General features: G+C 52.6%; 10 protein-coding genes. 9 read left to right on the forward strand and 1 reads right to left on the reverse strand.

Annotated features, from left to right (window positions below; translation table 11 throughout):
• The first annotated feature begins 13 nt into the window (after positions 1-13).
• Positions 14-1,399: an ABC transporter substrate-binding protein gene (locus E0496_RS12490; protein WP_141502025.1), complete on the forward strand. Its 1,386-nt coding sequence runs from the start codon at positions 14-16 to the stop codon at positions 1,397-1,399.
• A 164-nt stretch (positions 1,400-1,563) separates the two neighbouring features.
• Here the strand turns inward: E0496_RS12490 and E0496_RS12495 are convergent, their stop codons facing one another.
• Entirely contained in the window at positions 1,564-2,709 is a 1,146-nt protein-coding gene (locus E0496_RS12495; protein ID WP_141502026.1) for an NAD(P)-binding domain-containing protein, read from the reverse strand.
• A 284-nt stretch (positions 2,710-2,993) separates the two neighbouring features.
• Between E0496_RS12495 and nfsA the strand changes: the two genes are divergently transcribed.
• From nfsA to E0496_RS12535, 8 genes are all read left to right on the forward strand, one after another.
• On the forward strand, positions 2,994-3,746 hold the full coding sequence (gene nfsA / locus E0496_RS12500) for an oxygen-insensitive NADPH nitroreductase (protein ID WP_141502027.1): 753 nt from the start codon (positions 2,994-2,996) through the stop codon (positions 3,744-3,746).
• A 60-nt stretch (positions 3,747-3,806) separates the two neighbouring features.
• On the forward strand, positions 3,807-4,994 hold the full coding sequence (locus tag E0496_RS12505; protein ID WP_141502028.1) for an LLM class flavin-dependent oxidoreductase: 1,188 nt from the start codon (positions 3,807-3,809) through the stop codon (positions 4,992-4,994).
• 157 nt (positions 4,995-5,151) lie between these two features.
• Complete coding sequence (locus tag E0496_RS12510) at positions 5,152-6,519, forward strand: LLM class flavin-dependent oxidoreductase (protein ID WP_141502029.1); 1,368 nt, start codon at positions 5,152-5,154, stop codon at positions 6,517-6,519.
• A 106-nt stretch (positions 6,520-6,625) separates the two neighbouring features.
• On the forward strand, positions 6,626-7,600 hold the full coding sequence (locus E0496_RS12515; protein WP_141502030.1) for an aldo/keto reductase family protein: 975 nt from the start codon (positions 6,626-6,628) through the stop codon (positions 7,598-7,600).
• Positions 7,601-7,805: 205 nt separating this feature from the next.
• Positions 7,806-8,402, forward strand: coding sequence for a PadR family transcriptional regulator (locus E0496_RS12520; RefSeq protein ID WP_141502031.1), 597 nt, complete (start codon positions 7,806-7,808; stop codon positions 8,400-8,402).
• Positions 8,399-10,234, forward strand: a complete 1,836-nt coding sequence (locus E0496_RS12525; RefSeq protein WP_141502032.1) for an ABC transporter ATP-binding protein — start codon at positions 8,399-8,401, stop codon at positions 10,232-10,234. The genes E0496_RS12520 and E0496_RS12525 overlap by 4 nt, the downstream gene beginning before the upstream one ends.
• A gap of 33 nt (positions 10,235-10,267) precedes the next feature.
• The gene (locus E0496_RS12530) at positions 10,268-12,031 is read left to right on the forward strand and encodes an ABC transporter ATP-binding protein (RefSeq protein WP_141502033.1); all 1,764 of its coding nucleotides are present in this window, start codon (positions 10,268-10,270) and stop codon (positions 12,029-12,031) included.
• The gene (locus tag E0496_RS12535) at positions 12,006-13,889 is read left to right on the forward strand and encodes an ABC transporter ATP-binding protein (RefSeq protein ID WP_141502034.1); all 1,884 of its coding nucleotides are present in this window, start codon (positions 12,006-12,008) and stop codon (positions 13,887-13,889) included. The genes E0496_RS12530 and E0496_RS12535 overlap by 26 nt, the downstream gene beginning before the upstream one ends.
• Positions 13,890-13,909: the final 20 nt, after the last annotated feature.

Consider the following 13,909-nt stretch of genomic DNA (forward strand, 5'->3'; position numbering starts at 1 on the left):
AGAGAAACAGAATATGAAGAAATTTACTTTTGGCCTCATTATACTAGTCTTGCTTACCATGGTGACGGCATGCGCGGGCAAAAGCAATGCTCCGGCAAATACGAGCGGAGACAGCACGCAAAATACGTCAACCGATCAACCAGCAGAAACGCAGCAGGCGGATTTCAAGAAGCTTGGAGACGAGCCGCTGACGTTAACCTTTTTTAGCACGAGCGGTACCTTCCCCGATGTGGAATTCAACACTTTAATCGCCGATCCCATTAAGAAAAAATACCCGAATGTGACCATTGAGCGGATTACGCCGGCGGCCACAACGACGAATGAGGAGGTGCTGTCCACGCATGTGCCGGACATTATTTATTCCTCTTCCTCCTCCCATCAACGGATCATCCGTACAGGAGCCTATGAGGATTTGCGGGAGCTGATTAAGCGCCACAATTTTGACGAAAGCCGGATTAAGCCGATTTTATATGATTACATCAAGGACATTACGAAGGACAAGGGCGGTGAGATTTATGCGATCCCGTTCAATGCCAATCAACATGTTCTCTATTATAACAAAGATATTTTTGATAAATTTGGCGTATCGTACCCGGACGAAAAGCAGCTGACGTGGGATGAGGTGCTGGAGATCGCAGCCAAGCTGACCCGTACCGAGAACGGCGTACATTATATCGGATTATCGGTCGATAACTTAACGGGCCTCTCCAAGGGCCTTGGGCTCTCGTATGTGGATCGCGAGACCGGCAATGCGGCGCTGGATACGCAGGAATGGCTGCGCGTCTTCGAGCTGAACAAGCGGATTTTTGAAATTCCAGGTTATGTGACGCCGGACAATACGTGGAACTGGGGGCGCGACCAGTTTATGAAGGATCAGGTCATCGGCATGCGCGTGACGTGGCTTGCGAATATGGTCGGCCCGCTCGAGGAGCTGAGGCAGCAAGGCGTCGAATTTAACTGGGACATCGCGCCGGCCCCGAACTTTAGCGACCAGCTTGGCAAAACGAGAGAGGCTCAAATTCATTCCCTCTCCGTTAACAGCCAAAGCAAGCATAAGGATGAGGCGTTCCAGGTCATTGCCGAAATCTTATCCGACGAAGGGCAAACGATCCTGGCCCGGAACGGACGGGTGCCTGCCGTTATTAATCCTGAGCTGGAGAAGGAGTACGGTCTCGACATTCCTGTGCTTCAAGGCAAATCGGTGCAAAACGTGTTTATCGGCGAGCCGCTGCAGGAGCACTATATCCATCCGTACGAACTTGAAATTACGAGTCGCCTTACGGAGGCGGCTGAGGATTTGGCCATCAACGGGCTGGATGTGAATTCGGCGATTCGAAAGGCGACGGATGCGATTAACAAAGACGTCGAAACGTTAAGAACGACACTCGGCGACCAATAAGATAAGCAGGCTCAGGCAAAGGTGCAGCGGTTAGGCGGCCCCTTTGCTTTGTGCTGTGTAATTTTATATCCATGCGAAGCAGACGATTAGCAACACTTGTCGGCGAGAGCTCCTGACGATAGCTTATTTGAGTGGAACATTGGAGAAAAAAAAGAGCAAGCCGACTAGGATGTCGCTTGCTCCTGATTGGTTGGATGAACGAGCTGAGGAATGATCGATCGGCAGGCTTGGCGCAGGCCGGCAATAAAGCCGAAGGCGGGACCATGAGTATGAGAGGCCAGCGGACCGACAAAATATAGTCCGGGAATGCTGCTCTCGAATTGAGCATTTAGCAAGGGAAAGCCTTGAAAACCGTCAACTTCTCTTTGAATGGTTTGGAGTAAGCTGTTCGGCAAAAAGGGAACCTGATCGAGATGGATTCGGTAGCCAGTAGCGGAAATGACATGATCGACGAGTCTGGTTTGATGATTTGCCAGCGTTAGCAGCGCTTTGCCCTCGTCAGTCGCCTCGGCACTTGCCAAGGCTGCTCCGCCGGTGATGGGAAGCTTGCCTTCTACGTAGGGGCGCAGAAACTGGGCGACACTGCTTTGGCGCGGCGCATGCCATCTCTCCTGCTTCAGCTCCAGCGGCAGGGAATAGAACTGCTCGGCGATATCAAGCAGCCGCTGGCCGGATGCCGTATTGTCCTCGCCGGCAAACTGAACCGCATCGCGCCTGAAGAGAAGCTCAGTCTCGCTGCCAGCCATATGGAGGAGGCCAGCAGCCTCCCATGCGCTTTGGCCGCTCCCGATGACGGCCACTTTCTTGCCTGCAAAACGCTTGAAATTAGTATGGCCGAACGTATGGGAGAGAAGCTTGGGAGGAAGTCCGCGCAGTACTTCGGGGATATAGCTGTAATGCTGCAAACCGGTAGCGATGATTGCGTGCTTGGCTTCGTAGTGCTTGCCTTCGCTCGTCGTTACTCGAAAGCCTTCTGGTGTGCAATCAAGCTGGTCTACGAGCTGAGGCGTAAACACCACCCCCGCTTGCCGTGCAAACCAGAAGGCGTAATCGACAAAATCGGGGCGGGGGAACGGAGAACGCTGCGGAGTACCGGTCTCGCGGCAGAAGCGCTCGATCGTGAATGCGTCATTCTTATCTGAGAAGCTGATGTACCTAGGATTCGTTCGGATAAACATATTTTGTGGCATTTGTTCACTCCAGAAATGCATAGGTTGGCCTAATAAAACGTACGATAACCCACTCGAAGAGGCGTGGGCGGCGAGGGAAATGCCGTACGGACCAGAGCCAATAATAATCAGATCAACCAAGAGTTTCTCCTCCTATCCTGTTAGCGCTGAATTTATACCGAGCATTATACTAGGAATAATCAGGAATACAACACTTTTTATTTCAAAAAAAGAATGAACTGGATAAAATGGCGCGGTAGAACAGGAGAAGCATTGACAAAAAAAATGATACGTGATAAATTTTTGGTGACATTTTCAAACTAAGTTTGTTGGAATAATAGGAATTAATAATCTACCGGACAACCGGAGACGACAGTTAACTGTGTCTCCGGCTTTTTTGCGTAAAAAATGAGAGGGATGAACGCATGAATGACGTTATTGAGTTGTTAAAAAAGCACCGCTCGATTCGGAAATACAAGCCGGAACCGATCCCGCAGCAGGAGCTGGAGCAGATTTTGCTAGCTGGCCAAGCCGCATCGACCTCCTCCAACATTCAAGCCTACAGCGTGATCGCGGTAACTGATCCGGAGCGGAAGCGTAAGTTCGCAGAGCTTGCGGGGAACCAGCAGCAAATCGTGGAAAGCCCGGTATTTCTCGTATGGTGCGCGGACTTGAACAAGATTCATATCGCAACCAACCTGCACGAGGACGTAGAGCTGCAGCAAAATGTGGAGCTGTTTCTTCTTGGGACCATTGATGCAACGCTGGCAGCTCAAAATGCGACCATCGCGGCCGAGTCCCTTGGTTACGGGATGGTCTACATCGGCGGTATCCGCAACAACCCGCAGGGAGTTACCGATTTGCTGGAGCTGCCGCCGCTAGTCTATCCGGTATTCGGCATGTGTGTCGGCATTCCCGATCAAGAGCCCGATATTCGGCCGCGCCTTCCGCTTGCTGCCATTTATCACCAAGAGGTTTATAAGAAGGATGGCCTGGAGCAGGAAATAAACGCTTATGACGAGACAACGCGTGTCTATTACGCCACCCGCAAGGGCGGAGGCAAAGGCGGGGAGCAGGAGAGCAAATGGTCCCGCGAAATGCTGCGTAGGTTCAAGGCGAACCGGCTGAGAGAACATTTGCATGATTTTCTGACCGGACAGGGCTTCAGATTAAGGTAATACGCTGATCATCACGGATAGCTGAGCTGCCCACATCGAGCGCAAGGAGGAGACTTAAGCATGAGTATTAATTATGACATTGAACCGGAATTTGGCTGGTATATGCCAACCAGAGGAGACGGGCCGTATGTCGGCGTGAAATCGGAGAGAATCGTGGACACCGCCTATCAAATCAAGGTAGCCCAAGCGGTAGAGGAGGCCGGTTATACGTTCGCGCTTATTCCGACCGGCGGCAATTGCTCGGATGCTTGGATCGTAGGAGCAACGCTTGCGGCCCATACGAAAATATTCAAACCGCTGGTCGCGATGCGACCCGGGCTGATTGCTCCGGCTCTTGCCGCCCGCATTGGGGCAACGCTGGACGAGGTGACCGGCGGCCGCGCGTTAATCAATATCGTAACGGGAAGCTCGCCCGCCGATATGCTGTCGATGGGAGACGAGCTGGCCTTTGATAAGGACGCTCGTTATGAGCGGACGCTTGAATACATCAAGGTCGTAAAGCAGCTCTGGATCAACTCCGCTGCCGAGCGCGGCGACCAATTGCTCGCTGCGCATGATGCCTTTAAACATATTGAACCGCTTGAACATAACGGAAAATATTTTCGGCTTGAAGGCGGCGTAAGCTATCCGCCCCCGGTGCAGCGTCCGCATCCTCCATTCTACTTTGGGGGAAGCTCCGCCGCCGCCAAAAAAACAGCGGCAGAAATTGCCGATGTCTACCTGATGTGGGCGGAGCCGCTGGATTGGATCAAAGAACAGATCAATGAGGTCGAGCGTCACCGAAGGGATCTGCTTGATACAGAGGGCATAGACCGCAGCATCCGATATGGCTTGCGCGCGCAGGTCGTCATCCGTGATACGGAAGAGGAAGCCTGGGCTGCCGCAAGGCTGATTGTCAGCCGCATTGAGCCGCAAGTCAATCAGGGGCTCGAAGGCCAGGTGTTCTATAATCTCTCGGCCGGGCAGCAGCGACAAAACGAGCTGAAGAAGCTGGCAGAAGCAAATGATTATGTGATTGGGCCTAATTTCTGGGCAGGGCTGGCTCAAGTGCGGGGCGGCGGAGCAATGGCCTTCGTCGGCACGCCAGCACAGGTGGCCGACCGGCTGCTTGAGTATGTGGAAATCGGCATTACGTCCTTTATTTTATCGGGCTATCCGAACTTGGAGGAGGCGACTACGTCGGGCCATGCGCTGCTTCCCGTCTTCCGCGAGAAGTGGCAGAAGCGGAAGCAGACGGCCGCCGTATAAGCGCCATTCCTTGACCATAATTAAGCATGCATATTGCTAAAGTGAAGGATACAACAGATATATTCTTAGATAACCGACCGGACGACCGGAGATTTGGCTTCCTATCGTAGGCCGAGTCTCCTTTTTTTATGGCAGAAAAGAAAAAGGGGCTGACAAAATGAGCGAGGAAACAAAGGATAAGAAGGCGCATTTTAACGTGTTTCTGCGGGGAGCGGGGCATCATGCGGCGGCATGGAAGCACCCGGCTTCTAGTCCGAAAGAAGATTTGGACCTGGATTATTACGCCGGCATTGCCAGAATTGCCGAGAGAGGGCTATTCGATTCTTTGTTTACCGCGGACAACTACTCAGGTCTCGGCAGGCGGCTTGAGCCGTTCACGCTGCTCGCCGGGCTGGCTGCGCTGACGAAGCATGTGGGCTTAATTGCAACGGTAAGCACCACGTACAATGACCCCTTCCATGTGGCGCGGAAGTTCGCTTCGCTCGATCACATCAGCAAGGGGAGGGCCGCATGGAACATCGTCACCGGCCACTCGCAGGCGGATGCGGAGAACTTCAATAAGCCAGAGCATCCTGAGGTCACGAAGCGCTATGAGATCGCCGATGAATTCGTCGAGGTCACGAAGCAGCTTTGGAACAGCTGGGAAGAGGATGCGCTTATTTATGATCGGGAGACGGAAGTGACGCTGGATACGAGCAAGGTGTACGAGATTAACTTTAAAGGCAAATACCATTCGGTGAAGGGCCCGCTCAATATTCCGCGTCCGCCGCAGGGTTTTCCTGTACTCGTGCAGGCAGGGTCCTCGGAGAGCGGCAAAGAGCTTGCGGCCAAAAATGCGGACGTCATCTTTACAGCGCAGCAAACGCTGGGCGCGGCGAAGGAGTTTTATGCGGATGTAACAGGAAGGCTGGCGACGTACGGGCGCTCGTCCGACCAGCTCCTCATTATGCCGGGGCTCAGCCCGATCGTAGCCGACACGGAAGCGGAGGCCCGCGATATCGAGGATGAATTTAATGCCTTGCTGAACACGAAGCAGTCGCTGAAGCGGTTGTCGAATTATTTCACGGTGGATCTGTCGGAGTATCCGCTTGACAGTCCGGTCCCTATTGATAAGGCGAAGCCTTATGGCGCCATTACAAGCGGCATCACCAGCCGCCAAGAGGTTGTGGTGGACGCGGCAAAGCGAGACAAAATGACGATCCGCCAGTTCCTTGCCCGCAGCGCCGCGGGTCACGGGCATGTGTCCTTTACCGGATCGGTTCTCCAGACGGCTGATTTTATTGAGAGCTGGATTCGCGGCAGCGGCGCGGACGGCTTTAATATTTTGCCACACATCTATTACAGCGGCTTTGAGACCTTCGTGGATAAGGTCATTCCAGAGCTGCAAAACCGCGGCTTGTTCCGAACCTCTTATGAAGGCAAGACGCTTCGCGAGAACCTTGGGCTCGACAAGCCGGAGAACAGCCATAAAGCGATATGGGCTTTGGGCAAAGCCGAGGAGAAGCTGAAAGCAAACAACGGTTAAGCGCTGCGAGTTAACGATGCAGGGTTGTGGCAAGACGTGAAGACGACGAGGCGGTAAGGTGGCAATACAAGCAACAGCAACGGATCTAAAAAAGGAGGATTTTATAATGACAGTAAACTATCGGAATCTGGGAGCAAGCGGCTTGAAGGTCAGCGATATCAGTCTTGGGAGCTGGTTAACCTACGGAGGCTACGTGGAGCGGGAAAATGCCGTTAAATCCATTGAGACTGCGTATGATTTAGGCGTGAACTTCTTCGATACCGCTAATGTATATGCAAAGGGCGAAGCGGAGAAGGTAGTCGGCGAGACCCTGCGCGCTTATCCGCGCGAATCCTACGTGCTTGCAACGAAAGTATTTGGCAAAATCGGCGACGGGCCTAATGACCGCGGCTTGTCCCGCAAGCATGTGATCGAATCGGCGAATGCGAGCCTGAAACGTCTGGGACTGGAGTATGTGGACGTATTCTATAGCCACCGCTTTGATACGGAGACACCGCTGGAGGAGACGCTGCGGGCGTTCGAGGATTTGGTCCGCCAGGGCAAGGTTCATTACGTAGGAGTCAGCGAATGGACGGCAGCGCAAATTACGGAAGCCTTCGCCATTGCCGACAAGTACTTGCTGGATCGCATCGTGGTAAACCAGCCGATCTATAACTTGTTCGAGCGCTACATCGAGAAGGAAATTATCCCGCTTGGCCTGAAGAAAGGTTTTGGCCAGGTGGTATTCTCGCCGCTGGCCCAAGGGCTGCTAACGGGCAAATACTCGGCAAACAGCCAAGTGCCGGATGAATCCCGTGCGGCTAAGCATGAGAACTTTAAAAATAAAATTACAGAGGAGAAGCTGGCTAAGGTCGATCAGCTTAAAGCCATTGCAGCCGAGCTGGAAATTACCGTCGGCCAGCTGTCACTAGCCTGGATATTGCGGCAGCCTAACGTATCTAGCGCATTGGTTGGTGCGAGCCGTCCGGAGCAGGTGGAAGAAAACGTGAAGGCATCGGGCATCGTGCTGGAAGAGGGCACGCTAGCACGCATTGCGGAAGTGATTGATCAGGCTCCCGTTGCTTCAAGAGGAATTTTCTAATATATCTGGACTTATATCGCGGCAAAATCCAGTAAAGTATGATTATTTACTGGATTTTGTCATGGGAAAAATCGGGCTGCGCCGTCGTGCTAAGGGCGCTGCAAAGCGAGTTGGGCCACTCTTCTGCAACAGGTAATTGCTAATTAACGATATATCGTATAGAATTCATGTTAATACGATATATCGTTAACGGAGGAGATTATGCATGACCAAAGAATGGCAGCCAGAGGAACAATTGTTTTTGCATCACGTTCATGAGAGGGAGAGCAGAGGTTCGGGGAGGCGGTATTTCAGCCGCGGCGGCGTGAAATATGCGTTGCTGGCGCTGCTGGAGCAAGAGAGCATGCATGGCTATCAGATGATGAAGGCGCTGGAGGATCAATCCGGCGGCACCTACAAGCCAAGCGCCGGCTCGATTTATCCGACCTTGCAGATGCTGAGGGACCAGGGCTTTGTGGAATCCTCAAAGCAGGATGGCAAGAAGGTATTTGAGATTACGGACGACGGCAGAGCTTATTTGCTCGAGGAGAAGGACAATGAAGGGAACGAGCCTGAACGGCGCGAGTGCGCAGAGCGGGAGGCGGAGGAGGATGGCGGCCACTTCGAGCGTCGCAAGCCGAATCGCCGTCTGACACCGGCAGGCAAGGAGCTGCTTCATTTGCTAAAAGCGGCAGAACGCGCTGCGGTTGCCGACAGCGGCAAAGCAGAGGAACTGCGCATATTGCTCGGTGAGCTTCGGCTATCGCTTCGCCAGATTTTGGAGGGTACGGCAGGCGGCAGCGAAGAGGGTGAGCGAATATGAGCGAGCGCTACAATTCCGCTCCCGCTTATCGGCCGGGCGGGGGCATGGGCGGGATGAGGAAATTTGGGAACGGGGAGAAGGTGAAGCCTGCCCGCATTCTCGATATGTTCGTGCGCGTCTACACCCATGCGCGGCTGCAATGGCCGCTGCTGCTTGCGGCGGTCGTCTGCGTCATCGCGATTTCGCTGCTCGAATTTATCGTTCCGCAATTAACGCGGATGACCATTGACCATATCATTCCGAATAAGCAGTTTGGCAAGCTGTTTCTGATCGGCGGCGGTGTGCTAGGTGCTGCGCTTGCGCTCGGTGCGCTGCGTTACATCAGCACGTCGCTTATGGCCTCCATCGGCCAAAAGGTACTCTATAACCTTCGCAACGATTTATATCGTCATATGCAAAGCCTTGATGTTTCATTCTTCGACCGCAACCGCACCGGCGACCTAATGTCGCGGGTCACGAACGACGTAAGCATTCTTCAGCAAATGATCTCCTCCAGCATGATGCAATTATTTACCGACTTTTTCACCTTTACGGCGATTGCCGTCTATATGCTATGGATTGATTGGAAGCTAACGGTGCTGCTGCTGGCAACTTTTCCGTTCATGATTCTGACGACCCGTTTATTTGGCAAAAAAATGCGTGCCTCGTTCCGGACGGTTCAGGAATCCGTGGCTGATGTGAGCGACCATTTGCAAAATACGCTAACGGGCATACGTCTAATCAAATCGTTTACCGCAGAGGCCTACGAGTCGGATCGTTTCTCCGAGCGCACCCAGCGGAACATGGATGCGAATATTCAGGTGACCCGCTTAAGGGCGGCTTATGAACCTATCATAGATTTTCTAAACTATCTCGGCCTGGCCATCGTGCTCGTGTTCGGGGCATGGCTGGCGATGAATGACCAGATGACGGTTGGCACGATCGTCGCTTTTATTGCCTACTTGCGGCTGCTGCAAAATCCGATTCGCCATTTCAGCCGCATTATTAACACCATCCAGCAATCGGCCGCTGCTTACGAACGCATCATGGAGGTTATGAATACAGAGGCAGAAATTGTAGAGAAGAAGGATGCGAAGCGATTGCCGCAAGCGAGCGGCCATATCGTGTTCGACCACATCCATTTTGCTTATTCGGGCGATTCGACCATACTGAGCAACTTTTACTTAGAGCTTGAAGCGGGCAAGGTGACCGCGCTTGTCGGTTCATCCGGATCGGGGAAAACGACGATCGCGAGCCTGATTGCCCGGTTTTACGATCCGCAGTCGGGCGATATAACGATTGACGGCTACTCGCTTAAGGACGTAACGCTTGCCTCCCTTAGAGAGCAAATCGGTATCGTCTCCCAGGATGTCGTTTTGTTTAATGGAACGATAGGCGAGAATATCCGCTACGGCAACCAAGAGGCTTCGCACGAGGAGGTCGTCGCCGCGGCGCAAGCAGCCAATGCAGCCGGGTTCATCGATTCCTTCCCGCTTGGCTACGACACTCCGATCGGTGAGCGCGGCGTGAAGCTCTCCGGCGGGCAGAAGCAGCGGCTTTCCATCGCCAGAGCAATTTTGAAAAACCCGCGGATCATTATTTTGGATGAGGCAACGGCCTCGCTTGATACCGAGTCAGAGCAATACATTCAGGAGGCGCTGGCTCTGCTGCTTCAAGGCCGCACTTGCCTTGTTATCGCCCATCGGCTGTCGACGATACGCCAGGCCGATCGGATATATGTGCTCGAGCAAGGACGGATTGCAGAGAGCGGAACGCATGACGAGCTGCTGCAGCTGCAAGGCCGCTACCATGAGCTGTATGAATTGCAATTTCCGCAAACGCAGGAAGCGTAACCCCATTCTTTTAGATGAGGAAGTGATCCTTTATTGAGACCCAAAAGAATACTCGCTGATTTTTTTCGGAAAACATGGCATTTTTATCTGATCTCGATTCTGTTCCATTTGGTCGCCAACGTCATTAACGTTTTTTATCCGAAGGTGCTGGGAGACTTTACGGATAAACTGGAGCAAGGCTTATTAACCGGCGGTTTGGTTGTCGACTTCAGCTTGCTGCTTCTGGTGATTGGCGTTGGTCACGTGCTGTTTAATGGCCTCGCGATGTATCTGATTATGTATGTGGGCAGACGGTTTGAATACATGGTTCGGCAAGGCTTATTTCGACATTTTACGGCTATGGGCGAGCGATTTTATTCGAAAAACGGCGTCGGCAAGTTGCTCAGCTATTTTATGAACGATGTTACGGCGGTGCGGGAGTCGATCTCCATGGGCGTGAACTCAACGGCGAACGCAACGATGATGCTCGTGGCGGCTGTTACGATGATGCTAATCATTCATATTCCTTATTATTTAATATTGGCATCGTTATTTCCGCTCTTGCTTATTCCGGCCATCGTCGTTTATTTAGGACCAATTATTAGGAAGAGATCAATGGAGGTACAGGAAGCGCTCGGTACGATGACAGAAACGGCTGAGGAGCAGTTCGGAGGCATCCGCGTAACGAAAAAATTCGCGGTGGAAGACATTATGAACGTGCGCTTCGGAAAAACCGTCGATAAAATTCGGCATCACCAGCTGCGGCTCGTGCGCGTGTCGTCTTTTTTTCAGGCGCTGATTCCGTTTCTCGGGGCGATATCCCTTATCGTTGCTCTAGCCTTCGGCGGTTACCTCACCCTTACCAAGCAGATTACGTTAGGCAATTTCGTTGCGCTAACGCTATATATTCGAATGCTGATGAATCCGCTTCAGCAAATCGGAAATGTCATTAATACGATTCAGCGCTCGCGCGCTTCACTGGATCGCCTGAACGGCTTGTTAGCCCAGCGCTCGGATATTGCGGAGCCTGAGCATACCAAGACGGTCAACTTGACCCAAGCGGGCATTAGCGTCCAGAACTTGTCTTTTCGCTACGATGAGGCTTCGAACCCCGTGCTTAAAAATATTAGCCTGAGCGTTAAGCAAGGAACGACTCTTGGCATTATCGGGCGTACGGGCAGCGGCAAAACCACCTTAATGAAGCTGCTGCTGCGCACCTATGATCCGCCGCCGGGCACTATTATGTACGGCAGCACGGATGTACGGGAAATGTCGCTGGAGAGCCTGCGCACACAGATCGCGTACGTGCCGCAGGACGGATTTTTGTTCAGCACGACAATCAGGGAAAATATCGCTTTCTCCAACCGGGAGCGGGAGCTTGGTGCGGTCGAGGCTGCAGCTAAGCATGCCCAGATCTACGACAACATTGTCGATCTGCCAAATAAATTCGAAACGCGGCTCGGCGAGCGGGGCTTGACGCTTTCGGGCGGCCAGCGCCAGCGGACCAGCCTTGCGCGAGGCATCATAAAGGATGCTCCGGTCATGCTTCTTGACGATAGCGTCAGCGCTGTCGACGCGGTCACGGAGAAGGATATTATTGACGCGATTCAGACGCAGCGCAGCGGCAAGACGACGATTATCATCGCGCACCGCATCAGCGCAATTAAACATGCCGATGAAATCATCGTGCTCGATGAAGGCGAGATTGTGCAGCGCGGCACGCATACGGAACTATTGGAGCAGCAAGGACTCTATGCGACGCTTCATGCGATACAGGAGGAGGGGAGTCAACATGCGACCGGCACAAGCCATTCATAATTGGCAGGCGGATCAGAAAGGCGATCCCAATATGCCCGAACAGAAGCCAGAGTATATATCGGCCTTCCGTACGCTATCCGGCTACGCTAGACCGCATCTGTGGTCCTTTATTGGCGTGTTTTGCTGCACGCTGATTGCGATTTTATCGGATTTGCTGCAGCCTTTTTTAATGAAAATCGCGTTTGACGATCATTTATTTACAGGCAAGGCGGAATATAAAGGCTTGATTACGATCTGTATCGTCTATTTGGGCTTATCCTTATCGAGCTTTCTGTTTACCTATCTGCAAAGCAATCTGCTTCAAAATATCGGTCAGAGCATTGTGTCCCGGATCCGCAAGCAGCTATTTGGACACATTTTGAAGCAGTCTATGCGCTATTTCGACCGGATGTCGAGCGGCAGTCTGATCACCCATGTATCGAGCGATACGGAGGCGCTTAACCAGTTTTTTAATCAGGTGCTGCTAAGCCTTTTCCGGGATGGGCTGACGCTCATCTTCATCATCGTGCTGATGTTTCAGCTGGATACGAAGCTTGCGCTGTACTGCTTGATTTTACTGCCGATCATATGGCTTATTGCCATCGGCTTCCGCTCGTTTATGCGCACGACCTACCAGATTGCGAGAACGAGGCTGTCACGTATGGTCGCATTTGTAGCTGAGAATTTGTCCGGCATGAACCTGGTACAGGTGTTCCATCAGCAGAAGGAGCAGCAGAAGCAATTCGACGAGCGTAATGGCCTTTATTTCAAAGCCAATCTTCGGGAGATACGGACGAATGTCGTTTTTGGCCGGACCTTTGATATTTTGAGCAACTTGTCCGTTGCGCTTGTTGTCTGGATCGGCGGGCATGCGGTGCTTGGCAAACAGCTGGAATTTGGCGTATTGTATGCGTTCATTACGTATATCCGTCAGTTTTTCCAGCCGATCAATACGATTACCCAGCAGTGGAACACACTGCAGTCGGCGACAGTTGCGATTACGAGAATATGGAGCGTGTTCGCCAATAAGCCGGACGTTACGGACCGGTTGCAGGAGCCAGTCGATTTGCAAAAAACGGAAGACGGCGAAGAGGCCGATGAGCGTCAGGCTACGCTATCGGGCATTCGCTTGGAGCAGGTGAAGGGGCGTATCGATTTTGACCGCATCTCCTTCTCCTATGAAGAAGGAATTCCAATTATCCGGGATTTGGATTTGCATATTAATTCGGGCGAGCTCATTGGCGTCGTGGGAACGACTGGAGCAGGCAAAAGCTCGTTGATCAGCTTGTTATGCCGCTTCTATGACGTGAAGGAAGGCAGTATCCGTATCGATGAGACCGATGTCCGCGACATTCCGCAAGCCACTCTGCATCGCCTTATTGGGCTGGTGCAGCAGGAGCCGTATCTGTATTCCGGCAGCATTATCGAGAATGTCCGGATGTTCGACGATTCGATCTCTCGCGAGGAGGTCATTCGCGCCTGCGAATTTGTAGGAGCGGATGCGATTATTGCGAAGCTGAAAAACGGCTACGATACGAAGCTTTCGGAGCGCGGCAGCGGCTTGTCCGCGGGCGAACGCCAGCTGATTTCTTTTGCGAGAATTATCGTGTTCAAGCCTAAGGTGCTTATTCTGGATGAAGCGAGCGCCAATCTCGATTCCCATACCGAGCAGCTGATTCAGAATGCGCTTCAGGTGGTGTCGCAGGACCGGACGACGATTGTTATTGCGCACCGACTGTCAACGATTATGCAGGCAGACCGCATTATTGTCATGAGCCATGGTGAGATCGTGGAGCAGGGCAATCATCAGGAGCTGCTGGAGCATGACGGACATTATAAAGAGCTGTATGAGCACTCGCAGGGCAATGTTGCTGTCTAGCGAGCAGGCTTAACCGATAT

Origin of the sequence: Paenibacillus luteus (assembly GCF_006542765.1) — a bacterium.
In the GTDB taxonomy this organism is placed as follows: Bacteria; Bacillota; Bacilli; order Paenibacillales; family Paenibacillaceae; genus Pristimantibacillus; species Pristimantibacillus luteus.

Bases quoted from the DNA above. Each gene is read 5' to 3' on its own strand.
- E0496_RS12490 (WP_141502025.1), top strand. From the start codon at position 14: ATGAAGAAATTTACTTTTGGCCTCATTATACTAGTCTTGCTTACCATG.
- nfsA (WP_141502027.1), top strand. From the start codon at position 2,994: ATGAATGACGTTATTGAGTTGTTAAAAAAGCACCGCTCGATTCGGAAA.
- E0496_RS12505 (WP_141502028.1), top strand. From the start codon at position 3,807: ATGAGTATTAATTATGACATTGAACCGGAATTTGGCTGGTATATGCCA.
- E0496_RS12510 (WP_141502029.1), top strand. From the start codon at position 5,152: ATGAGCGAGGAAACAAAGGATAAGAAGGCGCATTTTAACGTGTTTCTG.
- E0496_RS12515 (WP_141502030.1), top strand. From the start codon at position 6,626: ATGACAGTAAACTATCGGAATCTGGGAGCAAGCGGCTTGAAGGTCAGC.
- E0496_RS12520 (WP_141502031.1), top strand. From the start codon at position 7,806: ATGACCAAAGAATGGCAGCCAGAGGAACAATTGTTTTTGCATCACGTT.
- E0496_RS12525 (WP_141502032.1), top strand. From the start codon at position 8,399: ATGAGCGAGCGCTACAATTCCGCTCCCGCTTATCGGCCGGGCGGGGGC.
- E0496_RS12535 (WP_141502034.1), top strand. From the start codon at position 12,006: ATGCGACCGGCACAAGCCATTCATAATTGGCAGGCGGATCAGAAAGGC.